The following is a 26,105-nucleotide window of genomic DNA, read 5'->3' as shown; positions in this document are numbered from 1 at the left end:
TCGGGACGACTCCGACGTTGACTTCGCCGATCACTTGCCCAGCAGCGGCCACACGTACTTCACCGGCACCGCGTAGGTGATGCCGCTCGGCGCGCTGAGCGCCGATTCACGCGTGCCCTTGAGCACCACCATGTTGACGATGCCCACCACCTTGCCGGTACGGATGTCCAGCAGCGGACCGCCGCTGTTGCCCGGATAGGCCGTCGCGTCGAGTTGCAGGAATTCCATCGCGCCTTCGCGCAGCTGGCGCACCGCGCGCTCGGACAGCGTGTTCGAGGTCGGCGCGGGCAGCGCCGCACGCGTGATCGCGGCCACGGTGCCGCGGTGCGTCGCCATCGTCACGCCCAGCGCCGTGCCGATCGGATAGCCCATCAGCGCCACGGCGGCGCCCTCGCGCACCACGGGCTGGTCGCCGTCGGTTTCGGCCAGGGGCAGCACGTCGACCAGCGCGCCCTTGTCGTCAGCCAGTTCCAGGATCGCCAGGTCGCGCGCCGTGTCGCGGCGCAGCAGCTTCACGGCCCGCAGTTGCGGCTGCCCCGACGCGTTACCCACCGCGGGCACGGTGATCATCAGGTCCTTCTCGATCGGGTTCGGGATCACGTGCGCGCAGGTGACGATGCGCCGGCCGTCGGCGACCGCGAAACCCGTGCCGCGAAAACCGAAGCGCGGGTTGTCCGTGGCCGCGAAGGTCCCCACCGCCACCACGGCCTGCCGACTGCGGTCGATCAGGTCGGGCAGCGTGTTGGACATCTCCTGCGCCCGCGCCGGCGCGGACGCGCCGAACAGTCCCGCCATGCCCAGGGCGCCCCCCGCGCCCAGTGCCAGCAGCTCGCGGCGCCTCGGCGCCGTGGCACGCATGCCGCGATTGCTCGGCTCATTCACGGGATCGGACGTCGGATCGGACATCGGGTCGGACATCGGGTCGAACATCGGAACGGTACTGCCAGTCATGCGGCCAGGTCCTTCGTCGTGGTGCCCATCTCCAGCGTGGAGACGAAGCTGCGCCAATGGCGGTCGGGTTCGTCGATGCGGAAGCCGTAGAAGCTGCCCTGCTCGGTGTCCTTGCGTCGCACCGCGCGCGCGGTCACGTGCGCGGTCTCGTTGTGGCCGAGCTCGATCTCCACCGTGCCGTCCTGGTTCAGCGGCAGGTCGTGGTCGCACTCGGCCTGGAAGCCATGCGCCGACACCTCGATCACATCCAGGTCGAAATGCCCCAGCTGGCTGTCGTTGGCGGCACGGATGTCGAGGTGGCCCGGGCAGCGGATCGAGTAGCGCGGGTATTGCCGCAAGGAACGCCCCAGGTCCTGGCCGCCGCCGCTGAGCATCGGCAACACCTCGCGGAACTGCGCGTCGTCGCGGTACACCGACCACAGCAGCGCCTTCTTGCGGTCGTCCATCGTCGGGAACACCGGCACGACCTGGTTGAAGAAGTGGTCGAGCAGCGCCGGCGTCATGACCGGGTCGTTGGTCGTGTGGAAGCGGCGCTCCGGCAGCCGGATGTTGGGCAGCCGGTGGCGGAAGAAGTAGTGGTGCAGGTTCTTCTCCGGCCGGCGACCGCGGTAGCGGCGCTCGAACAGCGCGTCGGCCTCGTGCAGGTCCAGCGTCGCGCCGACCGCGGGCGCGCCGTTGGCGAAGTCGTACTCGGCCACCGTCTGCTCGCGCAGCCGCGTGAAGGACAGCAGCGCCTCGTAGAGCTCGATCTTGTCGGGGTTCACGGCGATCACCAGGTGCCGCGTGTCGAAGTACTCGGTGCAGTACTGGTGCATGAACTTCATCAGCGGGAACAGGATCGCGCCGCCGGTCTTGCGGAACGCGGGCGCGATCGCCAGCGCCGAGATCTCCGCGACCTTGCCGCCCTTGGCGCGCACCCCCTCGAGGTCGAAGACCGACTGCAGCGGGAAGCCGAAGACGCCCTCGCGCACCATCGAGATGGTGCCCACCACCTGGCCGTCGTACTTGGCGCACAGCGTCGTGGTCGTCGGCAGCGCGTGATAGATCGTCACGCGCAGGCCGCTCGGGTCGGGTTTCATGAAGCCGCTGCCGACGTAGGCGTCGTGCAGGATGCGGAAGCAGGCGTCGAGTTCCTCCTGCGTGTCCGCGACCTTCAGCTCCAGGCGCTCCGACGGCGCGGGATCGCAATCCACCATGCGCCGGTAGACCGCGAAGCGCATCGGCTTCGGGAGCGACGAGAACAGGCGCCGCAGCCCCTGATGGAGCCGCTTGCGCAGGCTGGATCGTCGAATCTGGCTCATGACCGTCCCCTCCCCGGGCGCGGTGGTGCCACCGTTACGCGGTCCCCGCGGCGATCGACCTCAGGATCGGACGCCTCAACGGATCGCGGCCTGCAGCTTGCGCACCTCGGCTTGTTGCTCGAAATTCGGTCCCAGGTCTGCCAGGCGCTTGAGTTCCGCCTCGGCCTCGCCCTTGTTGCCACCCGCCACGTAGAGCTGCGCGAGGCGCAGCCGGTACGCGGGAATGGTCGGCGCCTGCTTCACGGCGTCCTTCTGCACCTCGATGGCCTTGGCGTTCTGCCCCTTGGCGGCCAGCGCCTCGGCCAGCGTGTCCATGTACGGCGGCACGTTGGGACGGAGCTTGTTCGCTTGCTGGGCAAATTTCAAGCCCTCATCCGCCTTGCCGGCCCGCAGCCGCAGCCAGGCGACGTTGTTGGCCGCCGCCGCATTGTCCGGATTGGCGGCCAGCACCGCCTGGTACCGCTGCTCGGCCTCAGGATAACGGCCGGCGTTGAGCGCCACGTCGCCGAGGTGATACGTGAACAGCTCGTCCGACTTGAACTTCGCCAGATACGCGGCGGCCCAGCGGTCCGCCTCGTCCTTCTTGCCGGACTCGATCAGCACACTGTGCAGCGCGATCGCGAGCTCGGTGTTGGGCACCTTCGCACCGGCGTCCGCGGCCAGTTGATCCGCCTTGCGGTAGGCCGCGATCGCGGCCGGTGCATCCTTGCGCGCGCGGGCGATGTCGCCCTCGAGCTTCCAGCCCAGCCCGAACTTCGGCTGCGCCGTCTGCAGGCCCTTGGCCGCCGTCAGCGCCAGGTCGGGCAGTCCCAGTTGCAGGCTCTTCTCGACCACCTTGCGGGCCAGCTCTCCATCACCGGGCGCGATGGCCTGGGCACGCTTGAGCGCCGCGGTCGCAGCCGCCTTGTCGCCCGCCTGCGCATGCAGATCCGCCAGCCGCAGCGGACCGAGCGGCGAGCGGGGCTGCAAGGTCGCGACCTTGTTGAAGCTGCTGATCGCCTGCTGGCGGTCGCCCGTGGCGGCCTGCACCTGGCCCAGCAGGTCGACCAGCGCCGGGTTGTCCGGGCTCGCCGTCACGCCTTCCTGGGCCAGCGACAGCGCCGTCTTGAAGTCCTTCTTCTCCATCAGCAGGCCGACCGCCGCCTGGCGCGGCGTCGCGTCGTCCGGATGCTGCTTGGCGAGTTCCGTCAGGCGCTTGACGGCCGCGTCCCTGTCGATCAGCTTGTGGGTCAGCTTCAGACCCAGGAGGGCCATCTCCGCGCGCAGGTTCTTCGGCTCGGCCTTGAGCACCGTTTCATAGCGCTTGACGGCGTCCTCGGCCTTGCGGTCCTGCAGGTCCTGCGCGACCAGGCTGTTGGCCGCGGTCATCGAGCCCGGGTCGCGCTTGACCGCTTCCTCGAAGCTCGCCCGCGCGCCCGCGCGGTCGCCGCGCAGCAGCGCCAGGCGGCCGCGCAGCTCGGCGGGCGTCGCGGACTTGGGATCCTTCTTCTCCAGCGCCGCGATCGCCTGCGAGGCGCCCGCATCGTCCTTCTTGCGCGCCAGCACGCTGATCAGCGCGATGTCGGCCACGGTGCCCTTGTCCTCGGCCGCCAGCTGGCGCAACGCGGCCAGCCCGGCCGCTTCCTGGCCCTTCTGGATCTGGTTGAGCGCCAGCCCGACGCGGCTGCGCACGTCGTTCGGGTTGGCCTCGGCGGCGCGCGCCAGGAAGCGCTCGGCCTCGCCGCCCTGCCCTTGCTTGAGCCGGATCTCGGCGGCCAGCGCGAGCGCCTCCGACGAGGCCACCTTCGCATCGAGCGCCGGTTGCAGCGTGGTCATCGCCTGCTCGGCATCGCCGCCGCGCAACTGCAGCTGCGCCAGGGCGACGCGTGCCGGCTGCGCCTCGGGCGCGGCCTGGATGACCTTGCTGTACTGCGACTCGGCCTGTCGCAAGTCGCCGTTGGCCTGCGCCACCCGACCCGCCAGGAAGAGCGCGCGCTCGTTGTTCGGCGCCACCTTCAGCAAGGCCTGCGTGAGGTCGGTCGCCTCCTTGACCTGGCCCGCGTCCATCGCGAACACGGCGGCGTAGTAGTAGGTCTGGGGGTGCTGCGGCGCGGCCGCCTTCATCGCGGCGACGGCATCCTTGGCCCCGGCCTTGTCACCGGCGCGCATCAGCTGGTTGATCAGGCCGGCATGCGCGCCGACGAGCTTCTTGTCGAGCTCCAGCGCCTTGCGGAAACTCGCGACCGGTTCCGCCGATGGCGCCTCGGCCAGCACCTGCAGCTCGCCCTTGAGCTGCCAGGCCTCGGCCGACTGCGGCGACTTCTCCAGCACGCGCTCGACCTCGGCGCGGGCCTCGGGCAGCTTGCCCTCGCTGGTCAGCAGACGCACGTTGACCAGGCGCACCGCCGCACTGTCGGGCGTCGCGCGCAGCGCCGCGTCCGCGGCCTTGCGCGCTTCGGCCATCTTCTGCTTCGCGACATAGGCGCCGACCAGCGTCATCTGCAGATCGGCTTCGTCGGCGGCGTTCTGCAGATGGGCGTTGCCGTACTGGCCGAGCAGCTCGTCGACCTTGCCCTGCATCAGCAGCAGCCGCGCCTGCAGCGCGACCAGCGCGTCGCCGCCGAAGCCTTGCGTCTTGGCCTTCCCGGCCTCGATCGCCGCGCCGGCGACATCGCCGCTGTCCAGCAGCGCCTTGGCGAGCAGGTAACGCGCCTCGGCCAGCGACTCGTCCTTCTGCAGCGCGTTCTTGAGCTGGATGATCGCGGCCTTGTTGTCCCGCTTCTCCAGGTGGCCCTTGGCGGACTTCACCAGGTCCTGCGCGGACTCGCCGAAGCAACCGGCCAGCAGCAGCGCCGAGCCCAGCGCCAGCGCGGTCGCGCCGCGCCGCAACGCGCGGCGGCCGTCGCGGGAAAGGCCGGCGTCCGCCACGCCGCAGTCAGCAGTCTGGGGGGCAGGCAAGGGTCCGGTCATCTTGGTGTTCTCAGGCTTGCGGGACATGCGTCGTCTCTTTCGCTGTCGGGTGGTCTGTCGGGTGATCGATGCTCAGGCCTTGACGCCGAGGCGGGCCATCAGGTCGTACAACGTCGGCCGGCTGACCCCCAGCAGGTCGGCGGCCTTGGCGATGTTGCCGTCGGTACGGGCCAGCGCGGCCACGACGGCCTGGCGCTCGGCGCGCTCGCGCACGGTGCGCAGGTCGAGGTCGGCCGCGTCCGCCGGCACTTCGCCGCCGGCGGGCACCGGCAGGTTGAGGTCGTCGGCGGTGATGCGGTCGCCGTCGGCCATGATCGACGCGCGCTTCATGACGTTCTGCAGTTCCCGCACGTTGCCGGGCCAGCGGTGGGCCTCGACCGCGCGGATCGCGTCGTCGGCCAGGCGCAGGATGGGGCGGCGCTGCTCCGACGAGAAGCGGCGCAGGAAGGCATGGCTCAGCAGCACCGCGTCGCCGGCGCGATCGCGCAGCGGCGGGATGTCGACAACGATCTCCGCCAGGCGGTAGAAGAGGTCTTCGCGGAACAGGCCCTGCTCGATCTTGGCCTTCAGGTCCTGGTGCGTCGCGCCGACGATGCGCACGTCGACCGCGATCTCCTGGCGCCCGCCCAGGCGTTCGATGCTGCGTTCCTGCAGGAAGCGCAGCAGCTTGGCCTGCAGCGACATCGGCAGGTCGCCGATCTCGTCGAGCATCAGGGTGCCGCCGTGCGCGGTCTCGATCTTGCCGACCGTGGTCTTGGTCGCGCCGGTGAAGGCGCCGCGCTCGTAGCCGAAGAGCTCGCTCTCGAGCAGCGCCTCGGGGATCGCCGCGCAGTTGATCGCGACGAAGCGGCCCTTGCGCTTGGACGCGTCGTGCAGCGACTGCGCCAGCACTTCCTTGCCGGTGCCGCTCTCGCCGAGCAGCAGCACGGTGGCGTCGCTGCCGGACACGCGTTCGACGGTGCGGCAGATGCGCTGCATCTGCGCGTCGCGCGTGAGCAGCTTGCCGGTGGGTTCGCCGTCCTGCTGGGTGAGCAGCCGCTGGTTCTCCTGCTGCAGCTCATGCAGGCGCATCGCGCGCTCGACGGTCAGCACCAGCACGTCCGGATCGACCGGCTTGGCCAGGAAGTCGTAGGCGCCCATGCGGATCGCGCGCAGCGCGTTGCTCTGGTCGTTCTGGCCGGTGAGCACGATGATCTTGGTGCCGGGTTCGAGCTCGATCAGCTTCTCGAGCAGCTTGAAGCCCTCGGAGGTCGAGTCCTGGTCGGGCGGCAGCCCGAGGTCCATCGTGACGACCGGCGGCTTGTGCCGGCGGAACTGCAGCACCGCGCTGGCGACGTCATCGGCGGTGACGGACTCGAAGCGGTCCATCGACCACTTCAGCTGCTTCTGCAGCGCGAGGTCGTCCTCGACGATCAGCAATGCGGGAGGTTGAGCGCTCATGTGGACTCCCGCCGCTTCGCGGGACCCTTCGGGAGGGAGGGCGTGCCGCCTTCGGGCGGCCGTGCGTCGGCGCTCATCGCGCCTCCACCAGTCCGGCATCGCTGCCCGACTGGGCGAAAAACAGCGGCAGCAAGATGGTGACCTTGGTGCCTCGTCCGGGCGCGCTTTCCACGTTGATCTTCCCTCCAAGTTCCTGCAGGTACTGATAGCTCTCGTAGGCGCCGATGCCCATGCCCGCCGCCTTCGTCGTCTGGAACGGCTTGAACAGCCGTTGATCGATGAACTCCTGCGACATGCCGCAGCCAGTATCTTCCACTTCCACCTGCGCGTGGCTGCCCACGCGCTGCAATCGCAGCGTCACGCGGCCGTCGATCGGCGTCGCGTCCAGCGCGTTCTGCACCACGTGGCCGAGCACGCGCTCGATGCGTTCCTCATGGCCACGCGCGCTGACCTCGTCGCGCAGCTCCAGGTCCAGCGCGCGGCCCTTGCTGACGGCCGCCGCGGCCAGCCGCCGCGCGATGGCCGTCAGCGCGACGCCGCCGGCGCTGCCGTGATGCGGCTTGTCGCCCTCGCGCAGCTGCAGCATCAGCTGCCGCATCTTCTCCAGGGAGTTCTCCACCGTGTCCAGCATGTCCTGCTGGAACTCCGGGTTGTCGCGCAGCCGCTTGGCGTTCTTCATCATCAACGACAGCTGCGTGACGATGTTCTTGAGGTCGTGCACCACGAAGGCCGACATGCGGTTGAAGGCCTCGAACTTGCGCGCCTCCAGCAGCGCTTCCGCCGCCTGCATCTGCGCGAGGTAGCTGGCGGCCTGCTGGGCGGCGGTGCGCAGCAGGTCGCGCACCTCCCAGTTCAGCTCCAGCCGGGTGCGCGGCTGGCCCAGGATCACCCAGCCCGTCAGCGCGCCCGCATTGAGCAGCGGGATCAGCAGCCAATGGCGGGCATCGCCGGCGATCGCCTCGGGCAGCGGCGCATGTTCGTAGGCGGCCGGGTCGCGGCGCCACTCGTCGAGGTCGACGATCCACGCGCGCTCCTGCAGCAGTCGCAGCAGCGGCTCGTCGGCGGTCAGCGGCTGGCGGTCGTCGTTGAGGTTCCAGCGCGCGGCCTGCTGGTACTCCGCCGCCGGCGCCGCCACCGGCGCGCGACGCAACCAGAGCGCGCCGGCCGGGCTCTCCACCAGATGGGCCAGCCCGCGGATCACCGATTCGCCCAGCTCCGCCGGCGACGCGCTGGCCGAGAGCATCGCGGTGAAGCGCAGCCATTCCTGCCGGTAGTCGTAGCGGTAGCTGAAGAAATGCTTGCTGATGTAGACGCGCAGCTTGGCGCGCAGCGAGCCCGACAGGCCCATCGTCAGCAGCGCCAGCACGCCCACCGCGAGCAGCACCTGCTGCAGCGCGCGTCCCCATTCGCCGCCGGTGTAGCGCACGTAGTAGCCGATGCCCGACACGCCGAGCAGGTACACGCCGACGATCAGCAGCGTCGCCGAGTGGAAGGCCGCGGTGCGCGAGACATGCAGCTTGTCCAGCCACTTCTTGTGCCGGCGGCTGGCCAGCCACAGCAAGGGCACGGCCAGACTGTGCACGGCGGCGCGCACGCTGAGGGCGTCACCGTCGAACTGCGCGAACAGCGAGGCCTGCGAGAACACGAACACGTCGAACGCGAACACCGCGCCCAGGCCCAGGCTGACCGGCTTGGCGTTCCAGCGCGCGTCGCTGTCGATGTTGCGCAGCATCTGCTCGATCAGCACCAGCCCGAACACGCCCAGGCCCAGCCAGGCCATCGTCATCGGACGCTGCATCGTGACCAGCGGCGCGTCGCCCCAGTAGCGCCACAACGGCAACGCGACCGCGGTGACCACGCCGGCCCACGCGAGCCATTGCAGCGGCCGCGCGACGCCGGCGCTGCGCGAGCGGCCGTCGTCGTCGCGCGATTCGATCAGCGCCAGGATGAAGGAGAACCACGCGCCGTAACGCAGCGCGTCGCAGATGGGCAGGAGCACGAGGGCCGGCCACTGGTGGTCGCCGAGCCAGCCCTGCTCGACCGCGGCGTCAAGACCGGCCCACAGGGCCGTCAGCAGCAATGCGGCCTGCAGTCGCAGCGCGCGGCGCCGGTGCTGGCCGAACTGGGGCAACACCACGACCGCCAGGGCCAGATGCGCGAATACCGCGACGATCCCCGACGCGGCGCCGAGGCTCAGGGTGTTGGCCCACATGGATCAATGTCCCGACGCGCGGGCCGCGATCAGGAACGGCCGCGGACACCGGCGCAAAAATGGACGCAGAAACGGGACGCCGGGAGCGCAACGCTCCGCCGTCGCGCTCAGCGCGCCCCCCGGCCCGTCAGGACCACCGCCACCGTCTCGAGCATGATCAGCAGGTCGAGGAACAGCGTGTGGTTCTTGACGTAGTACAGGTCGTACTGGAGCTTCTCCAGCGAGTCCTCGATGGTCGAGCCGTATTCGTAGCGGACCTGCGCCCAGCCGGTCACGCCCGGCTTCACGCTGTGGCGCACCGCGTAGTACGGGATCTGCGCGACCAGCTCGTCGACGAAGAACGGGCGCTCGGGACGCGGGCCCACCATGCTCATCTCGCCGCGCAGCACGTTGATCAGCTGCGGCAGCTCGTCGATGCGGACCTTGCGGATGAAGTTGCCGACGCGCGTGACGCGGGCGTCGTTCTTGGTCGCCCACTGGGGGCGGCCGTCCTTCTCGGCGTCGTTGCGCATGCTGCGGAACTTGATCACCTTGAAGGTCGCGCCGTTCAGGCCGACGCGTTCCTGCGTGTAGAAGATCCCGCCGGGCGATTCCAGCTTGATGAGCAGCGCGGTGACGGCCATGATCGGCGCGGTCGCGACCAGCAGCACCAGCGAGGACACGAGGTCGAAGGCGCGCTTGACGGCGCTGCGCAGCACGCCCTGGTTGAAGCCGTCGCCGAAGATCAGCCAGCCGGCGTGGACGTGGCTGATCTTGATCTGCGCCAGCGTCTTCTCGAAGTAGGTGGCCAGGTCCACGACGCGGATGCCGTAGAGCTTGCAGTCCAGCAGCTGGCGCAGCGGCATGCTGCCGCCGCGGCGCTCGGACAGCGCCACGACGATCTCGTCCACGCCCAGGCGCATCGCCGCGTCGGTCAGGCTCTCGGCGGCCAGCAGTTCATGGGCGGGCACCTGCGGGTCGATCTCGTTCGGGCCGGGCAGGAAGCCGACGATGTGCGCATGCGGATCGGCGGCGCGCAGGCTCTCGCTGACCGCCAGCGCGGCATGGCCGCTGCCGAAGATCAGGATCTTGGTCCGGCCGGCGCCCTGCGCGCCGGAGTGCGCGGCGTACACGCGGTGCACCATGACCAGCGCGACGGCCAGCATGGCGGTCGTGGTCAGCAGGTCGCGGTGGGAGACGGTGGCGGGGATCAGGCTGAACAGGCCGTAGGCCAGCGGCAGGCCGATCAGCAGCGCGAAGAGCGCGCGGGCGCAGGACTGCGTCAGCGAGCGCTTGTGGGATTGGGAGTAGAGGCCGGACGCGGAGTTGATGACGAACATGCCGCCGGCCAGCGAGAGCCCGTAGGACGCGGCGAAGGTCACCATGTGCTCGCTGCTGCCCTGGCTCAACGCGACCGCGAACACCGCCGCCACGATCAGGCCCAGGTCGAAGAGCACCTGGACCAGGGTTCGACGATGGAGGTAATGGTTAAAAATTCGAATCATGCCCGTCCCCAAAGCTGGTCACGGCATCCTCTCGGGATGCTGTCGCCGACCCGGGTGAACCTCTCAGGACCGCTCGTCGCGAACACGTCCTCCGCCAGAGGAGGCCCCATTCGCTGCGGGGGGCATCATGCCTCCCACCCCCAGGCTTGAAAGCCCCCTGTTTGCAGGGGCGTTCGCCTTGCAATCCGGCTCGGTTGAACCCGTCTCGCCGACCGCCGCGGAATCCCCGAATCGACCCCTTGGCGCGTTGACCGGGGCCATTGTCTGTAGGCCCTGTTAGGTGCAAACCCCCTGACTGAATGCTTTGAGGGGCTCTCGTGCGGGAATGCACGTGAGTGAGGGGGGTGCCCCCTCGATCAAGGGACAGGCCCGCGTCGTCCCGACGTCGGCTTGTCAGAGAGGAACCGTGAAGGGACGACCAGGGAAACGACGGACGAAAAAAAACGCCCACCGAAGTGGGCGTCGTTTTGACGTCGCACGACCGTCGCATGACCGTCGTGTGACAGCCGGATCCCTCTCCCGAGGGCCCCGGCCTCGCGCCGACGATCAGCGCACGACGGCGATCTGCTCGCGGTTGCCGCCCTTGTACGTGTACAGGGTCAGCGCGCCGTTCTTGATGTCGCCCTTGGCGTCGAACGCGATCGTGCCGGTCACGCCCTTGTAGTCGGCCGTCTTGGCCAGCACCGGCAGGTAGACCTTCGGATCGGCGGACTTGGCCTTGACCATCGCGTCGACCATCACGTTGACCGCGTCATAGACGTACGGGGCGTAGATCTGGACCTCGACCTTGTACTTGTCCTTGAACTTGGTCTTGAAGGCGTCCAGCGACTTCTTCGACTCGCCTTCCACGCCGCCCGCTTCCGCGCAGACGACCTGGCTGTCGGCCAGCGTGCCGGCGGACAGCTTGGGCAGTTCGGCCGTGCAGATGCCGTCGCCGCCCATGAACTTGGCTTCGATGCCCAGCTGCTTCATCTGGCGCAGCATCGGGCCGGCGACGGCGTCCATGCCGCCGAAGAAGACGACGTCGGGCTTCTTGCCCTTCAGGGAGGTCAGGATGGCGGTGAAGTCCGTGGCCTTGTCGTTGGTGAATTCACGACCGACGACCTTGCCGCCGGCGGCCTTGACGCCCTTCTCGAATTCATCGGCGACGCCCTGGCCGTAGGCCGTGCGGTCGTCGATGACGGCGATGGACTTGCCCTTCAGCGAGGTCACCGCGTACTTGCCCAGCGTGCCGCCCAGGTGCACGTCGTCGGCCACGACGCGGAACGCCGTCTTGTAGCCGTTGCGGGTGTACTTGGGGTTGGTCGCCGACGGCGAGATCTGCGGGATGCCGGCGTCGCTGTAGATCTTGGACGCGGGGATCGTCGTGCCGGAGTTCAGATGGCCGATGACGCCGTTGACCTTCGAGTCGACCAGCTTCTGGGCGGCGGCGGTGCCCTGCTTCGGATCGCCGGCGTCGTCTTCGGCCAGTAGCTCGAACTTGACCTTCTTGCCGCCGATCGTCACGCCCTTGGCGTTCAGCTCGTCGATGGCCATCTTGGCGCCCAGTTCGTTGTCCTTGCCCAGGTGCGCGATGGCGCCGCTGGTGGGACCCACGTGGCCGATCTTGACCACCGCATCCTGCGCCAGGGCGGCGCCGCTTGCGGCAATGGCGATTGCGCCCACGATCACATTCAGCTTGGATTGCATCTAGGAACCTCCGACTCGGGAATATGTGGAATGACGTTGAGTTCTCAACGCGAGCGACCATACCCCGAAAGACGGAAGCGTTTCCATAGTGAAAATGCTGTGAACGCGGTCACGGCGCAGACGTTGTCGCGCCCCTGTCACCGGGGCAAACCCGGATGGTTTTCGCAGGAGTGCGACGGCGTGCACACAGGCCGCACGCGAAGTGCGGATTTCCGCCCAGTCGATCGCGCATCAGGGGGATTCGCGCCCTGCCCATGGGCTTCGCGGCACCACGACGGCGCAACGCGTCACCGGCCTGGCACCAGCCCGGCGCGGGCTTCGCCTGGCGACGAAATGACAAGAATCAGTCGGCTCAGGCCGACATGACGTGGTGATTCAGCGTCAGGCCCAGCGCCTTGTAGGCCTTGAATCGTCCGCGTCCCGCGGCGACCTGGTCGGCGTCGGTGGAGACCAGCTCCAGCACACGCTCGAAACGCTCGAGGCCGGGCGGTACGCCGGGCTCGAAATTGAGCAAGACCTGGCACCCGGCCAGCGCATCGAGCTGGTCCGAGAGCAGGATCGGGGTGCGCGCCCGCAGCGCCGCCGGGGTGTCGGCGCGCAGCAGCAGGTGCGGGAGGAATTCGCCGGGCTCGAAGGTCCAGAGCGTCTGGTCCAGCCGCTCCAGCAAACGCATCGGGCCCCAGATGCCGACGGTCAGTCCCGCCGCCTGCGTCTTGCGCAGCAGGCGGCAGGCGTAGACCTGGCGGTCGGGCACGCCGGTATAGAAGTTGACTTCCGTCACCGGACCCGCCCTTCCCTCGTCAGCTTGCGGAAGTTCCGAAGAACGCCGACGGCGTTCAGCGGACCTGCGACAGCACGAAGTGCGTCAGCAGACCGACCGGCCGGCCGGTCGCGCCCTTGGCGCCGCCGCCCTTCCAGGCGGTGCCGGCGATGTCCAGGTGGCCCCAGCGGTACTTGGACGCGAAGCGCTGCAGGAACTTCGCGGCGGTGATGGAACCGCCCTCGCGGCCGGCGACGTTGGCGACGTCGGCGAAGTTGGTCTTCAGGCCGTCGGCGTAGTCGTCGTCCAGCGGCAGGCGCCAGCACGGGTCCAGCGCCGTCTCGCCGGCGGCGCTCAGCGCGGCGGCCAGTTCATCGTCGCTCGCGTACATGCCCGAACGCACGCCGCCCAGCGCGATCACGCAGGCGCCGGTCAGCGTCGCGACGTCGACGACGGTCGCGGGCTTGAAGCGCTCGGCATAGGTCAACGCGTCGCACAGGATCAGGCGGCCTTCGGCGTCGGTGTTCAGGATCTCGATGGTCTGGCCCGACATCGAGGTCACCACGTCGCCCGGCTTGACCGCGCGGCCGCTAGGCATGTTCTCGCAGGCGGCGATCAGCACGACCAGGTTGATCTTCGGCTTGAGCTCGACCACGGCGCGCAGCGTGCCCAGCACGGAGGCGGCGCCGCCCATGTCGAACTTCATCTCGTCCATGCCGGCGCCCGGCTTCAGCGAGACGCCGCCCGAGTCGAAGGTGATGCCCTTGCCGACCAGCACGACCGGTGCCTGCGTCTTGGCGGCGCCTTCGTACTTCGCGACGATGAAACGCGGCGGCACGTCGGAGCCCTTGGCCACCGACAGGAAGGAGCCCATGCCCAGCTTCTCGATGCCCTTCTGGTCCAGGACCTCGACCTTGATGCCGTGGCTCTTGGCCAGGGCCTTGGTCTGGTCGGCCAGGTAGGCCGGCGTGGCGACGTTGGGCGGCAGGTTGGCGCATTCGCGCGCGACGGCGATGCCGGCGCCGATGGCCTGGCCGCGGGTCAGGCCGGCCTTGACCGCCTTGACGTCGTCCTTGCCGTGCAGCAGGGCGATCTTCGTCAGCTTCGACGCGGCGGGCGCGCTGGGCTTGGTCTCGCGGTAGACGTAGGTCGCTTCCAGGGCGGCGAGCACGGTCTGCTCGGCCAGGGACTCGGTCAGCTCGGCACCGAAGCCGGCGTAGGCCACCGAGGCGCCGGTCGCGCCCTTGCCCTTGAGCTGGCCCAGCGCGGCGCCCAGCGCGCTGCGGGCGGCCTTGAGCGAGGCGCCGCTGGCGGCGACGATCAATCTGGGGGCCTTCAGTCCGGCAGGACGGACCAGGGACAAGACCTGACCCGCCTTCAGCTCGAAGTCGCCGAGCTTGACGGCATCCTTGACCAGGGCGGCGACGGCCTTGTCGAGCGACGCCGGCAGGCTGTCGCCCGCGACGACCAGCACGAGGGCGTCAGCGCCGTGCGACGACAGGGCGTCGAGGGAAACGAGCTGAGAGCGGAAGTCCATAATGCCGAGAAGTAGATAAAGTGCCCGGATGTTATTCGATTCAACCGTACGCAAGGAACTGGCCCGCAGTTTCGGATTGGCCTTCGTGGTCATCCTGACCATCGTCGTCACGATGCTGCTGGTGCGCTCGCTCGGCATGGCGGCCAAGGGCACGGTGGCCCCGCAGCATGTGCTGCTGTCGCTGGGTTATCTGGCCCTCGCCCAGTTGCCGGTGATGCTGAGCCTGTCGCTGTTCGTCGCCGTCGTCATGTCGCTGGGGCGCATGTACAAGGAATCGGAGATGACCATCTGGTTCGCCAGCGGCCTGGGCCTGACGCGCTTCGTGCGGCCGGTGCTGACGATGGCCTCGCCGGTGCTGGTCGTCGTGACGGTGCTGATGACCATCGTCTGGCCCTGGAGCAACGAGAACAGCGTGCAGCTGCGCGAGCAGTTCGAACAACGCAGCGACCTCTCGCGCGTCGCGCCCGGCCAGTTCCAGACCTCCAACGACGGCTCGCGCGTGTTCTTCATCGAGCGCGACCCGGCCGATGAATCCGCCGCCCGCAACGTCTTCATCATGAACAACACCGAGCACCTGGAGTCGGTGACGACCTCGGCGCGCGGCGCGCTGCAGTACAAGGACAACCAACGCGTGCTGGTGCTGGATCACGGCCAGCGCAACGACGTCGACCAGCGCAACGGCGACAAGTCGGTGGCGCGCTTCCAGCAGTACCAGGTCGTCGTCGACGACGAGGTGATGCGCGCCGGCGGCACGCGCCCGCCCAAGACCCGCCCGACGCTGGACCTGCTGGTCGACCGCACGCCCCAGAACGACGGGGAACTGGCCTGGCGCTTCGGCATGATCCTGGGCTGCGTCAACCTGGTGCTGCTGGGGATCGGCATCTCGGCGACGAATCCGCGTCGCGCCAGCAACTGGAACCTGCTGTTCGCGCTGCTGGCCTTCATCGTCTACTTCAACCTGATCAACCTGACCCAGACCTGGGTGGTGGGCAACAAGATGAAGCTGGGGCCGGCGCTGATGGCGCTGCACGGCGGCGCCTTGCTGGTGACGCTGCTGCTGCTGCTCTGGCGCGAACAGGGCGCGCGACTGGGCGCCCCGCGCAGCGGCGTGCTGCCGGCCCCGCCCGAGAACCCGGCGTACGCGGAGACGGTCTTCGCCGCGCCCCCGGCCGGCATGGTGATCGCGCCGGCGTCGATGTCCGGCTCCACGCCGGGAGTGCCCACATGAGAACCGTCCGGCGGCTGCTGTATCGCGACATCCTCAGCTCCTTCACCCTGGTCATGGCCGGGTTCCTGGCGCTGTTCTTCTTCCTGGACTTCATCGACGACCTGGACCGCTTCCAGCGCCTGGGCCTGGGCATCGGGCTGGCGGTCTGGTCCAGCGTGCTGAAGCTGCCGGGCCGCTTCTACGAGCTGATGCCCATCGCGGTGCTGATCGGCACCATCTTCAGCATGGCGCGGCTGGCGCAGTCCAGCGAGTTCACCATCCTGCGCACCGGCGGCCTGGGTCCGCAGCGGGCGCTGGGCCTGCTGAGCGTGATGGCGCTGGCCTTCGCGGTGCTGGCCTTCGTCGTGGGCGACTTCGTCAACCCGTGGGCGGACCGCCAGGCGCAACTGCTCAAGTCCAGCGCCAGCGGCGGCGTCACGAACGCCCAGGGCGCCTGGTTGAAGGACCGCATCGGCGACTACAGCTACGCGGTGCACGTCGGCCGGGCCCGCGCCAACGGGACGATGGAGGACGTGCTCGTCTTCGAGTTCGACAGCAAGGGCGCGATGGCCACGCGGATGACCGCGAAGAATGCGACCGTCGACCCGACCGGCCGCTGGCTGATGAACGACGTGCGGCTGATGCAGTGGTCGCGCGCGCCGACGCCGCTGAACCAGCCGGCCCTGGCCGCGCCGCAGCACGCGGACCCGGCGGCGCCGCAGGACAAGCTGGCCGAGAACCCGGCCGTGCGCGAGATCCTGCTGCCGAAGTATGAGTGGCAGAGCCAGCTCCCCTCGGGCGTGGTGGCGGCCGCGGTGCAGCCGACCTGGAACATGTCGACGCTGGAGCTCTACCGCTACACGCGCCACCTCTCCTCGCAGGAGCAGTCGTCGGCGCAGCCGGAGATCCAGTTCTGGCGCAAGGCCTTCTATCCGTTCGCCTGCATGGTGATGGTGGCGCTGGCGCTGCCCTTCGCCTACCTGCATTTCCGCTCGGGCGGCATCAGCGTGAAGGTCTTCGGCGGCATCATGCTGGGCATCAGCTTCGTGGTGCTGAACGCGATCACCGGTCACCTCGGCCTGCTGCGCGACTGGACCCCGTGGCTCGTGGCCTCGGCGCCGAGCCTGCTGTACCTGGGCATCTCGATGGGCGCCTTCTACTGGCTGGTGCGTTATCGATGAGCGGCGGGATCGCCGCCTGCCGGGCCCCACGCGGGCCCTGTCGCCTGAGGGAGAACCGCTGATGGACAGTCTGCTGCTCTTCGCCCACGGGGCCCGCGATCCGGCCTGGGCCGGCCCGTTCCAGGCCATCGCCGCGGAACTGCAGACGCGCTGCCCGGACCTGCCGATCGCGCTCGCCTATCTCGAGCTGATGACGCCGGACCTGGCCACCGCCGCCGGCGCGCTGGTCGCCGTGGGCGCCACGCGCGTCCAGATCGTGCCCATGTTCCTGGGCGCCAGCGGCCATGTGCGCCGCGACGTGCCGCCGCTGGTGGAGTCGTTGCGCGCGCAGCACCCGGGCGTGCTGTTCGTGCTGCACGACGCCATCGGCGAACAGCCCTCGGTGATCCGCGCGATGGCGGGCGCGACGCTGGACCTGATCTCGTCCGTCACGCTCCCCGCCGACCCGCTCAACCCCGCCACGCCGACCGTGCTGGCCCAGTCCTGACGCTCCGACGAGCCCCGCACTGAACCCGCCATGAACCTCCACCAGTTCCGCTTCGTCCAAGAGGCCGCGCGCCGCAACCTCAACCTGACCGAGACGGCCAAGGCGCTGTACACCTCGCAGCCGGGCGTCTCCAAGGCGATCCTGGAGCTCGAGGAGGAACTCGGCGTCGACATCTTCTCGCGCCACGGCAAGCGGCTGCGCAGCATCACCGAGCCCGGCCGCCAGGTGCTGAAGTCCATCGAGATCATCATGCGCGAGGTCGGCAACCTCAAGCGCATCGGCGAGGAGTACTCCAAGCAGGATGTCGGCACGCTGTCGATCGCCACGACGCACACGCAGGCGCGCTACGTGCTGCCGGGCCCGGTCACGCAGCTGCGCAAGCAGTTCCCGCAAGTCAACATCGGCCTGCACCAGGGCAGTCCGGACCAGGTCGCGAAGATGCTGATCGACGAGACGGCCGACGTCGGCCTGGCGACCGAGTCGCTGTCGCAGTTCGAGGAGCTCGTCACCCTGCCCGCCTACGAATGGCAGCACGTGCTGGTGATGCGCGCCGAGCATCCGCTGGCGCAGCTCGAACGCATCGACCTCGAGCACCTGGCCGCGCAGCCGCTGGTGTCCTACCACCCGAGCTTCACCGGCCGCACCCGCATCGACCGCGCCTTCGCGCAACGCCAGCTCAAGCCCAACATCGTGCTGGAGGCGATCGACTCCGACGTCATCAAGACCTACGTCCGGCTGGGACTGGGCGTGGGCATCGTGGCCGAGATGGCGGTGCGCGAGGACCCGCCCGGCGGGGAACTCGTCTCGCGACCGCTGGGTCACCTGCTGGGACAGAACGTCGCGCGCATCGCCTTCAAGCGCGGCGCCTACCTGCGCAACTACGTCTACAGCTTCGCCGAGCTGCTGTCCGATCGCCTGAATCGCACGCTGCTGCAGCGCGCGATGAGCGGCGAGGCCAGCGACTACGATTTGTGAGCCCCACCATGCGCATTCACACTCCCGTTCCCGCGAGCCGCCTGCCCCAGCTGGGCGTGACGGTCTTCAGCGTCATGTCGGCGCTGGCGCAGCAGCACCAGGCGGTCAACCTGGGCCAGGGCTTCCCTGATTTCGAAGGCGATCCGGCGCTGCTGGACGCCGTCGACGCCGCGATGCGCGCCGGCCACAACCAGTACCCGCCGATGCCCGGCGTCCCGGCGCTGCGCCAGGCGATCGCCGCGAAGATCGAGACGCTCTACGGGCACTCGTACAACTCGGACACCGAGATCACCGTCACCGCCGGCGCGACGCAGGCGATCCTGACGGCGCTGCTCGCGATCGTGCACCCCGGCGACGAGGTCATCGTGCTGGAGCCGGCCTACGACAGCTACGCGCCCAACATCGCGCTGGCCGGCGGCGTGATGGTGCCGGTGCCGCTGGACCCATCGAGCTTCCGTCCCGACTTCGACCGCCTCCGCGCCGCGCTGACGCCGCGCACCCGCGCGATCATGATCAACAGCCCGCACAACCCCAGCGGCGCCGTGTGGAGCGCGGACGAACTGCGCCAGCTCGCCGAACTGCTGGACGGCACCGACGTGCTGGTGATCAGCGACGAGGTCTACGAGCACATGGTCTACGACGGCCAGACGCACCAGAGCGTGTCGCGGCTGCCGGCACTGGCCGCGCGCAGCTTCGTCGTGTCGAGCTTCGGCAAGACCTACCACGTGACTGGCTGGAAGGTCGGCTACGTGACCGCGCCGGCGCCGCTGATGGCGGAGTTCCGCAAGGTCCACCAGTACAACGTGTTCACGGTGAACTCCGCGATGCAGCACGGCATCGCGACCTACATGCGTGACCCCGCGCCCTACCTGGGCCTGAGCGACTTCTACCAGCGCAAGCGCGACCGCTTCCGCGCCGGACTGGCGGGCTCGGCCTTCGTGCTGCGCCCCTGCCCCGGCAGCTACTTCCAGTGCGTCGATTACAGCGCGCTGCCGGCGCCGCTGGCCGCGATGGGCGACATGGAGATCAGCCAGTGGCTCACGCGCGAGATCGGCGTCGCAGCGATTCCGCTGTCGGCGTTCTACGGCGGCGGCAGCGACGCGAAGGTCATCCGCTTCTGCTTCGCGAAGAAGGACGAGACCCTGGACCTCGCGCTGGAGCGCCTGAAGAAGATCTGAGCCAGGACGATCAGCGTCCCTTGGGCTCGCGTGGCGCGTCGTCCTCGACGAGCGACAGATCCAGATCCACCGACTGCGTGAGTGGCGTCCGCGACGCGGCTGGCGACTGCCAGACCATCGTGGCCATCTGGTCCGCCGGCGCGGTCGCATCAAGCGGCAGCACGACGTCGATGGACGACCCGTCGATCTCGTGCTCGGCGCGGTCCCGCGCCACCGCGTACAGCAGCAGCAGGTCGCGATAGGCCGGCAGCCCCAGGTCCCCGCTGTACTCCTGGTGGTTGGACAGCAGGTCCTGCAACAGGCTCATGCTGCCCTCGGGATCGGACCAGGCGGCCTCGAGCCGCTCGATCAGTTCCCCGTGGGTCTCCAGCGCCTCGCCCTGGTTCAGGTCGTCGCTCCACGACGGCGCACGGGCGTGGAACTGCTCGGCGAAGCGCGCCCCGACGCGGTCGAAGGCCTCGCGGTCGCCGCGACGCTGATAGAGCTCCATCAGCTTCAGGAACGGCAGGCCGCTGGCCGCGTCGCGGTGGTTCAGGCGCGAGGACAGCAGCTCGATCGCCGCGTCGTCCTGGCCCAGCACCATGAAGAAGTCGACCTGCTGCTCGAGGTCGATGAGTTCCTCGACCGTCACGGTGACACCGCCGACGCCCAGGTCGGCCGACAGCGGTGCCGGCCGCGTATCGCCACGCTCGAACTGCAGGCTCAGCGGCTCCAGCGCATCGAGCGCGGCCAGGGCGTCGAGCGCGTCGTCCGCCGCCGTGGTCGGCGCACGGGCCGGCCGCTGGACGGAGGACGCGGGCGGCGTGGGCGACATCAAGGGCGCGGGACGGGTCGGCTCCTCGTTGAGGCTCAGCGGCATCGGGATCGTCGACGGCGCCAGGGACGCCACCGGACCGTCGCTCGACAGGTGCGACATCAACGGCACCGGCGAGCTGTGCGGATCGGTGGGCGTGAACGGGGACGGACCGGTCGGCACCGGCGGCAACACCGTCTCGGCCCCTTGCAGATCGTGGCGGGAGTCGCCCAGCCAATGCTGGCCCGCTTCACGCTTCTGCACGCGGTTGCTGCGCCACAGCAGCAGGCTGCTCGCGGCCAGCGCCAGGCTCAGCAGGCTCAGGCCCAGTACCCAGACGGACGACGACGCGTTGCCCCCGCTCGCGGCATGCTCGCGCGCGGCCTGCAACTCCTGGCGCAGCGTGGTCATCGCGGCCATCGTGCGCTTCTGCTCGGCCTGCATGTCGGCGAGCTGCTTCTGCATCGCCAGCATCTGCTGGCGCGCGTCCTCGGCGGCGCTCGCGGCACTGGCGGCGGCCTCGGCGGCCAGCAGCGCCGGCGCCGTCGACTGCAGCGCTTCCATGGGTTCCAGCGACAGGCGCGGCGTCGGAGCCCGCACCACGCGGGCATCGCGCGCCTGGGTCCGGCTCTGGCTCTGCCGTGCCTCACGCGACGGGTTCGAACGGGTGCCGTCGGTGCCAGGACTTGCCTCCGCCGTGCGACGCTGGGGGCGACGTGGCCGCTCGTCCGTGCTGCCCGAGGCACCAGGCGTTGCCGCGGCGGCGATCGCCAGCTCACTGCCGACGCGCGGTGTCGACGGACGGGGGACCGGCGCCTCTGGCGGCCGTGCCTGCTGGTTCTCCTGCAGAGCCTGCAGCGCGGGCGACACGGTCGCCGCGGGCGGCGGGCCGGCGTCGGCCATCGGCTCGCCATTCAGGCCCGGCGGGTCGATGAAGGCGGTGTACTGGCGCGTCAGCCGCGCCGGACAACCCACGCTGAGCTGCACCGAGACGATGGGCTCGTCGATCCGTTGCGCGCTGCGCAGCCGCACGCCGGTGACGCGCGCGCCGTCGCCCTCGACCTGCCAGTGCAGGCCCGACGTGGCCAGCGCGTTCTCCCCGGCGCTGACTTCCGCGCGCACGCACTCGGGCGTGACGGTCTCGCCGGGGTTGAGCTGGACGGGGAACAGCAGGTTCAGCGGCTGGCCCAATGACGATGCCGCCTGGGGGCGGCCGACACCGAGGCTCCAGGCCGGCGCCGACATCATGAGGATGGCAAGCACGAGAACGCTGTGCGGCGGCAACGCGCCGCGCGGGTCGTGATGATCTCGATCCATTCCCGCTGTTGTTGCTGTTGGTGTGCGTTTCACTCTAGCACGGCGCTTACAGGGACAAACCCGGAAAAGCGCCCCTTCCTCCCCCGGATGCGCATCGCCCGCGCATCATGCGCGGATGGTCGCGGCGCCCACGGGCATGCCGCGGGTCCCTCACAATAAGCCGGAAGAAGCCGCGACGCACGCGGTCCATCCGCACATTTCAGGAGACCGCTGGCTTGTCACGCCAGCGACAAAGCATGAACAGCTCGGTTCTTACAATTTCCGAACGCAACAACATCGAGACGGGGCCGTGGTTTTCCAAACTGTCACTGCCGCTGCGCAGCGACATTCTGGCGCGCGCCACCGTGAGACGCCTCACCGACGGCGCACTGATGTCGGTGCGCGGCGAACCGGCCGAGGAATGGATCGGCGTGGCCAAGGGCGCGGTGCGGGTGAGTTCGGTCTCGCTGTCGGGCAAGCAGGTCACGCTGACCTACGTCGAGCCCGGCATCTGGTTCGGCGACATCGCCCTCTTCGACGGCCTGCCGCGCACGCACGACGCCAGCGCGCATGGCGAGACCACGCTGCTGGTGATCCGCAAGCCCGACTTCCGCGATCTGCTCCAACGCCACACCGAGCTCTACGAGGCGCTGCTGCGGTTGAACTGCCGCCGCCTGCGGCTGATGTTCGACCAGGTCGAGGACCTCAACACCCGACCCCTCGCCTCGCGGCTGGCCAAACAGATCCTGCTGCTGGCGCGCAGCTACGGCGTGTCGCAGGGCGAGGAGGTCCGCATCGGCCTGCAGCTGGCGCAGGAAGACCTGGCGCAGTTGCTGGGCGCCTCGCGGCAGCGCGTGAACCAGGAGCTCAAGGGCTTCGAGCGCGAAGGCGCGGTACGCGTGGAGCCGACCCGGCTGGTGGTGTTGAGCAAGGAAAAGCTGCTGGCCATCGCCAACCGCTGAGCGTCGGGGGAACGTCGACACAATCGACACGGTCGACGGGGTCGACCCGGTCTCCAGGACGCTCGGATCACGAATCACGACAACTTCAGGAGACCTTGTGGACGATGCTTTCACCGGCACCCGTGCCCCTTCGCAATCGATGGATGCCCAGGCGCTCGCCGCCTGGCTGGCGCGCGAGATCGACGGCTTCGCCGGCCCGCTGACGATCGAGCAGTTCAAGGGCGGCCAGTCCAATCCCACCTACAAGCTGATCACGCCGGGCGCGACCTACGTGATGCGCGCCAAGCCGGCGCCGGTGGCCAAGCTGCTGCCGTCCGCGCACGCGATCGAGCGCGAGTTCACCGTGATGCGCGCCCTCGCCGGCACCGACGTGCCGGTGCCGCGCATGCTGGCGCTGTGCGAGGACGAATCCATCGTCGGCCGCGCGTTCTACGTCATGGAGTTCATGCAGGGTCGGGTCTTGTGGGACCAGACGCTGCCGGGCGCGTCCACCGACGAACGCAGCGCGATCTACGAGGAGATGAACCGCGTCATCGCCGCGCTGCACCGGGTGGACTTCCGCGCGCTGGGACTGGAGGGCTACGGCAAGCCGGGCAACTACTTCGAACGCCAGATCGGCCGCTGGAGCAAGCAGTACCAGGCGACGATCACCGGCCCGAACGAGGCGATGGACCGCCTGATCGAGTGGCTGCCGGCGCACATCCCCGAGTCGGCGCGCGACGAGCGCGAGGTCGCCATCGTCCACGGCGACTACCGGCTGGACAACCTCGTCTTCCACCCGACCGAGCCGCGCGTGCTGGCGGTGCTGGACTGGGAGCTGTCGACGCTGGGCCATCCGCTGGCGGACTTCAGCTACCACTGCATGTCGTGGCACATCCGCAAGAGCGGCGCGGCGCGCGGCCTGGGCGGCGTGGACCTGGCGCCGCTGGGCATCCCGAGCGAGCTGGACTACGTGCGCCGCTACTGCGAGCGCTCCGGCCGCGGCGACGCGGCGACGGTGATGAAGGACTGGAACTTCTACCTCGCCTACAACCTGTTCCGCATCTGCGCGATCCTGCAGGGCATCGCCAAACGCGTCGAGGACGGCACCGCGTCCAGCCAGCAGGCCCGCGAGGCCGGTGCCGGCGCGAAGCCGATGGCGGAGCTGGGCTGGCAGTTCGCGCAGAAGCTGTCGGGCTGAGCGCGAAACGAGCGGCGGCGATCGCGCCTCGACCCGCTGCTTTGGGAGCAGAGGGTCACGAGTTCCGGAGCGGGCAGATTTTCAGGCTAGAATGCAAGGCTCAGTCGGGGCGTAGCGCAGCCTGGTAGCGCATCTGCTTTGGGAGCAGAGGGTCGCGAGTTCGAATCCCGCCGCCCCGACCAACCATCTCGAAAGCCGCAAGGAGTCCTGCTCCTTGCGGCTTTTCCTTTTGGCGAACTACTTCGACGACGTCCGCTTCGGACTCGCCAGCTTCGGCGCCATCGCGCCGACGGTCTTGCGCAGATGCTCGACCACGTGCTGCGCGCGCGCCGACAGCGGCCATTCGGCGCGATGGATCAGCCACAGCGTGTCCACCACCGGCGAGCCGCAATCGAGCACCCGGATCTCGTCCTGGCGAGGGAACGCGCGGCGCGCATGCTGCGTCAGCACCGTGAATCCAAGACCGCGCGCCACCGGCTCGAGCAGCAGGCCGATCTGGTTGCTGAAGCCACGCACCGGCAGGTCGCGCACGCCCGGCGAGCCGGGGAAGTGACGGCTCAACAGACGCCCGGCCATCGCCTGTCCGTCGGGATGATCGATGAAGCCGATGCGGCGCAGGTCGTCCCACTCCGCGCACTTCTCCGCCGCCGGCAGCACGAGTTCCAACGGCTCTTCCAGGAAGGCGCAGCTGGCGAGCCGCGCATCGTCCGGTCGCAGCGTCACCAGGCCCAGTTCATAGCGGTTGTCCAGCACCGCCTGCAGCACGTCGGGATCGGGCGCGAAGCGATGCCGCACCACCAGTCCGGGACGTTGCGCCTGCAGGTCCAGCAAGTGCGGGTACACGAACAGCCCGATGCCGCCCGGCGTGATCATGCCCACCTCGCCCTGGCAGGCGTCCTCGTCGGCCAGTCGGCCACGCAGGCGCTGGTCGGCCTCGTCCAGTTCGCGCCAGTAGTCCAGCGTCGCCTTGCCGGCCGGAGTCAGCTCGATCGCACGCGGGCGGCGGATCAGCAGCGGCCCCAGCGAGCTCTCCAGATGCCGCACGTGCTGGCTGACCGCCGCCTGCGTCAGGTCCAGCGCCTCGGCGGCGCGCGTGAAGCTGCCCAGCCGCGCCAGGGTGGCGAAGCTGCGCAGCCATTGGGGATTCAGCATGGGGTACTCGGCTCGAACATAAGAAAATCTTATCGCGGTGATAAGGCCGCAGTACTTTTCATTATGGGTCCGACTTTCTAGACTGCCGTCTCCGCAGGTCTTTCCCTGCGCCCTCTTCCCCCTTTCCCCCCTTCCTCCCCCTCCCTCCGGCGGCTCCCGCTTTTCCGATCAAGGTCTCCATGTCCAGCTTGTTCTCTCCATTCACCCTCAAGGACGTCGTCCTGCGCAACCGCATCGCCGTGCCGCCGATGTGCCAGTACAGCGCCACCGACGGCCTGGTCAACGACTGGCACCTCACGCACTACACCGGCCTGGCGCGCGGCGGCGCGGGCCTGGTGATCGTCGAGGCCACCGGCGTTTCGCCGGAAGGCCGTATCACGCCAGCCTGCCTGGGTCTGTGGAACGATGAACAAGCCACCGGCCTCGCCCGCGTGGCCGCGTCCATCGCCGCCGCCGGCGCCGTGCCCGGCATCCAGATCGGCCACGCCGGCCGCAAGGCCAGCGCCCATAAGCCCTGGGAAGGCGACGACCACATCGCCGCCGGCGATCCGCGCGGCTGGGCCACGTTGTCGCCCTCCGCCGTGCCTTACGGCAAGGGCCTGCCGCAGGTGCCCAAGGCCATGGACAAGGACGACATCGCCCGCGTCCAGGCCGACTTCGTCGCCGCCGCGGTGCGCGCCCGCGACGCCGGCTTCCGCTGGCTGGAGCTGCACTTCGCTCACGGCTATCTGGCGCAGAGCTTCTTCTCCGTCCACGCCAACCGGCGCGACGACGAGTTCGGCGGCAGCGCCGAGAACCGCGGCCGCTTCCTGCTGGAGACGCTGCGCGCCGTGCGCAAGGTCTGGCCCGAGCACCTGCCACTGACGGCCCGTTTCGGCGTGATCGAATACGACGGCCGCGACGAGCAGACACTGGCCGAAGCCATCGGCCTGACGCGGGCGATGAAGGCCGAGGGCCTCGACCTGCTGAACGTCAGCGTCGGCTTCACGACGCCGGAGGCGCAGGTCCCCTGGGGCCCGGCCTTTCTGGGCCCGATCGCGCAACGCGTGCGTCGCGAAGCCGCTCTGCCGGTCGCGGCCGCCTGGGGCTTCCACACGCCGCAACTGGCCGAACAGGCCCTGGCCGACGGACAGCTGGACCTGGTGATGATCGGACGCGCGCTGCTGGCCAACCCGCACTGGCCTTACCAGGCCGCGCAGGAGCTGAAGAAGGACAAGCCGACCTGGGTGCTGCCCGCGCCGTATGCGCACTGGCTGGAGCGCTATCAACCGCAACGCGGTTGAGTCCCCCTCGACGAACGCCCTGACGATCGTGCACGGAGCCGGGCATGCCGGTACCCCCGGGAGCGAATTCCGAGCGGCGAGGAGGAGA

Annotated in this window: 19 protein-coding genes and 1 tRNA gene; 9 read left to right on the top strand and 11 right to left on the bottom strand. The window is 69.3% G+C overall.

The annotated features are described in order from the left end of the window. Positions 1 to 30 precede the first annotated feature (30 nt). From AC1VNM_RS04200 to AC1VNM_RS04160, 9 genes are all read right to left on the bottom strand, one after another. Positions 31 to 951: a S1 family peptidase gene (locus AC1VNM_RS04200; protein WP_483105979.1), complete on the bottom strand. Its 921-nt coding sequence runs from the start codon at positions 949 to 951 to the stop codon at positions 31 to 33. Further along, complete coding sequence (locus AC1VNM_RS04195) at positions 948 to 2,252, bottom strand: PilZ domain-containing protein (protein WP_483105978.1); 1,305 nt, start codon at positions 2,250 to 2,252, stop codon at positions 948 to 950. The genes AC1VNM_RS04200 and AC1VNM_RS04195 overlap by 4 nt, the downstream gene beginning before the upstream one ends. Before the next feature lie 75 nt (positions 2,253 to 2,327). Continuing rightward, the gene (gene prsT, locus AC1VNM_RS04190; RefSeq protein ID WP_483105977.1) at positions 2,328 to 5,228 is read right to left on the bottom strand and encodes an XrtA/PEP-CTERM system TPR-repeat protein PrsT; all 2,901 of its coding nucleotides are present in this window, start codon (positions 5,226 to 5,228) and stop codon (positions 2,328 to 2,330) included. A gap of 45 nt (positions 5,229 to 5,273) precedes the next feature. Further along, positions 5,274 to 6,641 carry a PEP-CTERM-box response regulator transcription factor gene (gene prsR / locus AC1VNM_RS04185; protein ID WP_483105976.1) on the bottom strand — a complete coding sequence of 456 codons (1,368 nt, stop codon included), beginning with the start codon at positions 6,639 to 6,641 and terminating at the stop codon, positions 5,274 to 5,276. A 73-nt stretch (positions 6,642 to 6,714) separates the two neighbouring features. Then, entirely contained in the window at positions 6,715 to 8,853 is a 2,139-nt protein-coding gene (prsK, locus tag AC1VNM_RS04180; protein ID WP_483105975.1) for an XrtA/PEP-CTERM system histidine kinase PrsK, read from the bottom strand. Positions 8,854 to 8,960: 107 nt separating this feature from the next. Next, a complete protein-coding gene (locus tag AC1VNM_RS04175) occupies positions 8,961 to 10,337 on the bottom strand; it encodes a TIGR03013 family XrtA/PEP-CTERM system glycosyltransferase (protein WP_377155677.1) in 1,377 nt (458 codons plus the stop codon). A 546-nt stretch (positions 10,338 to 10,883) separates the two neighbouring features. Next, the gene (locus AC1VNM_RS04170) at positions 10,884 to 12,026 is read right to left on the bottom strand and encodes a branched-chain amino acid ABC transporter substrate-binding protein (RefSeq protein ID WP_377155678.1); all 1,143 of its coding nucleotides are present in this window, start codon (positions 12,024 to 12,026) and stop codon (positions 10,884 to 10,886) included. A gap of 352 nt (positions 12,027 to 12,378) precedes the next feature. Further along, positions 12,379 to 12,807: a DNA polymerase III subunit chi gene (locus AC1VNM_RS04165; protein WP_483105974.1), complete on the bottom strand. Its 429-nt coding sequence runs from the start codon at positions 12,805 to 12,807 to the stop codon at positions 12,379 to 12,381. 55 nt (positions 12,808 to 12,862) lie between these two features. Next, positions 12,863 to 14,323 (bottom strand): leucyl aminopeptidase, encoded by a 1,461-nt coding sequence (locus tag AC1VNM_RS04160; RefSeq protein WP_483105973.1) that lies wholly within the window; start codon positions 14,321 to 14,323, stop codon positions 12,863 to 12,865. Between the two features lie 28 nt (positions 14,324 to 14,351). On the opposite strand from AC1VNM_RS04160, the gene lptF reads away from it, so the two are divergent. From lptF to AC1VNM_RS04135, 5 genes are all read left to right on the top strand, one after another. Further along, the gene (gene lptF, locus AC1VNM_RS04155; protein ID WP_483105972.1) at positions 14,352 to 15,551 is read left to right on the top strand and encodes an LPS export ABC transporter permease LptF; all 1,200 of its coding nucleotides are present in this window, start codon (positions 14,352 to 14,354) and stop codon (positions 15,549 to 15,551) included. Beyond that, positions 15,548 to 16,711 (top strand): LPS export ABC transporter permease LptG, encoded by a 1,164-nt coding sequence (gene lptG, locus AC1VNM_RS04150; RefSeq protein ID WP_377155683.1) that lies wholly within the window; start codon positions 15,548 to 15,550, stop codon positions 16,709 to 16,711. Before lptF ends, lptG begins: the two co-directional genes overlap by 4 nt. 61 nt (positions 16,712 to 16,772) lie before the next feature. Continuing rightward, positions 16,773 to 17,198 (top strand): sirohydrochlorin chelatase, encoded by a 426-nt coding sequence (locus AC1VNM_RS04145; RefSeq protein WP_431102813.1) that lies wholly within the window; start codon positions 16,773 to 16,775, stop codon positions 17,196 to 17,198. A 30-nt stretch (positions 17,199 to 17,228) separates the two neighbouring features. Next, positions 17,229 to 18,173: a CysB family HTH-type transcriptional regulator gene (locus AC1VNM_RS04140; RefSeq protein ID WP_088408215.1), complete on the top strand. Its 945-nt coding sequence runs from the start codon at positions 17,229 to 17,231 to the stop codon at positions 18,171 to 18,173. An 8-nt stretch (positions 18,174 to 18,181) separates the two neighbouring features. Continuing rightward, complete coding sequence (locus tag AC1VNM_RS04135) at positions 18,182 to 19,351, top strand: pyridoxal phosphate-dependent aminotransferase (protein WP_483105971.1); 1,170 nt, start codon at positions 18,182 to 18,184, stop codon at positions 19,349 to 19,351. Between the two features lie 10 nt (positions 19,352 to 19,361). Here AC1VNM_RS04135 and AC1VNM_RS04130 read toward each other — a convergent pair whose 3' ends face one another. Next, on the bottom strand, positions 19,362 to 21,461 hold the full coding sequence (locus AC1VNM_RS04130; RefSeq protein WP_483105970.1) for a type IV pilus assembly protein FimV: 2,100 nt from the start codon (positions 21,459 to 21,461) through the stop codon (positions 19,362 to 19,364). A 236-nt stretch (positions 21,462 to 21,697) separates the two neighbouring features. Between AC1VNM_RS04130 and AC1VNM_RS04125 the strand changes: the two genes are divergently transcribed. From AC1VNM_RS04125 to AC1VNM_RS04115, 3 genes are all read left to right on the top strand, one after another. Then, positions 21,698 to 22,402, top strand: coding sequence for a Crp/Fnr family transcriptional regulator (locus AC1VNM_RS04125; protein ID WP_088408218.1), 705 nt, complete (start codon positions 21,698 to 21,700; stop codon positions 22,400 to 22,402). A 139-nt stretch (positions 22,403 to 22,541) separates the two neighbouring features. Beyond that, positions 22,542 to 23,582: a phosphotransferase gene (locus AC1VNM_RS04120; protein ID WP_483109235.1), complete on the top strand. Its 1,041-nt coding sequence runs from the start codon at positions 22,542 to 22,544 to the stop codon at positions 23,580 to 23,582. Between the two features lie 105 nt (positions 23,583 to 23,687). Beyond that, positions 23,688 to 23,764: transfer RNA gene (locus AC1VNM_RS04115), tRNA-Pro, on the top strand. A gap of 55 nt (positions 23,765 to 23,819) precedes the next feature. On the opposite strand, the gene AC1VNM_RS04110 is transcribed toward AC1VNM_RS04115, so the two are convergent. After that, on the bottom strand, positions 23,820 to 24,734 hold the full coding sequence (locus AC1VNM_RS04110) for a LysR family transcriptional regulator (protein WP_377155690.1): 915 nt from the start codon (positions 24,732 to 24,734) through the stop codon (positions 23,820 to 23,822). 179 nt (positions 24,735 to 24,913) lie between these two features. Here AC1VNM_RS04110 and AC1VNM_RS04105 point away from each other — a divergent pair, with 179 nt between their 5' ends. Next, the gene (locus AC1VNM_RS04105; protein ID WP_483105969.1) at positions 24,914 to 26,017 is read left to right on the top strand and encodes an NADH:flavin oxidoreductase/NADH oxidase; all 1,104 of its coding nucleotides are present in this window, start codon (positions 24,914 to 24,916) and stop codon (positions 26,015 to 26,017) included. Positions 26,018 to 26,105 lie beyond the last annotated feature (88 nt).

The sequence above is a fragment of the Mitsuaria sp. MSU3D genome (genome assembly GCF_056867975.1).
This window is presented reverse-complemented; position numbering and strand designations above follow the sequence as displayed.

Coding starts and splice junctions, on each gene's coding strand:
- prsK (WP_483105975.1), bottom strand. CDS start 8,853: ATGTGGGCCAACACCCTGAGCCTCGGCGCCGCGTCGGGGATCGTCGCG.
- AC1VNM_RS04200 (WP_483105979.1), bottom strand. CDS start 951: ATGACTGGCAGTACCGTTCCGATGTTCGACCCGATGTCCGACCCGATG.
- prsT (WP_483105977.1), bottom strand. CDS start 5,228: ATGTCCCGCAAGCCTGAGAACACCAAGATGACCGGACCCTTGCCTGCC.
- AC1VNM_RS04110 (WP_377155690.1), bottom strand. CDS start 24,734: ATGCTGAATCCCCAATGGCTGCGCAGCTTCGCCACCCTGGCGCGGCTG.
- AC1VNM_RS04135 (WP_483105971.1), top strand. CDS start 18,182: ATGCGCATTCACACTCCCGTTCCCGCGAGCCGCCTGCCCCAGCTGGGC.
- AC1VNM_RS04195 (WP_483105978.1), bottom strand. CDS start 2,252: ATGAGCCAGATTCGACGATCCAGCCTGCGCAAGCGGCTCCATCAGGGG.
- lptG (WP_377155683.1), top strand. CDS start 15,548: ATGAGAACCGTCCGGCGGCTGCTGTATCGCGACATCCTCAGCTCCTTC.
- AC1VNM_RS04130 (WP_483105970.1), bottom strand. CDS start 21,461: ATGGATCGAGATCATCACGACCCGCGCGGCGCGTTGCCGCCGCACAGC.
- AC1VNM_RS04175 (WP_377155677.1), bottom strand. CDS start 10,337: ATGATTCGAATTTTTAACCATTACCTCCATCGTCGAACCCTGGTCCAG.
- lptF (WP_483105972.1), top strand. CDS start 14,352: ATGTTATTCGATTCAACCGTACGCAAGGAACTGGCCCGCAGTTTCGGA.
- AC1VNM_RS04120 (WP_483109235.1), top strand. CDS start 22,542: ATGGATGCCCAGGCGCTCGCCGCCTGGCTGGCGCGCGAGATCGACGGC.
- AC1VNM_RS04125 (WP_088408218.1), top strand. CDS start 21,698: ATGAACAGCTCGGTTCTTACAATTTCCGAACGCAACAACATCGAGACG.
- AC1VNM_RS04105 (WP_483105969.1), top strand. CDS start 24,914: ATGTCCAGCTTGTTCTCTCCATTCACCCTCAAGGACGTCGTCCTGCGC.
- AC1VNM_RS04160 (WP_483105973.1), bottom strand. CDS start 14,323: ATGGACTTCCGCTCTCAGCTCGTTTCCCTCGACGCCCTGTCGTCGCAC.
- AC1VNM_RS04140 (WP_088408215.1), top strand. CDS start 17,229: ATGAACCTCCACCAGTTCCGCTTCGTCCAAGAGGCCGCGCGCCGCAAC.
- AC1VNM_RS04145 (WP_431102813.1), top strand. CDS start 16,773: ATGGACAGTCTGCTGCTCTTCGCCCACGGGGCCCGCGATCCGGCCTGG.
- AC1VNM_RS04170 (WP_377155678.1), bottom strand. CDS start 12,026: ATGCAATCCAAGCTGAATGTGATCGTGGGCGCAATCGCCATTGCCGCA.
- prsR (WP_483105976.1), bottom strand. CDS start 6,641: ATGAGCGCTCAACCTCCCGCATTGCTGATCGTCGAGGACGACCTCGCG.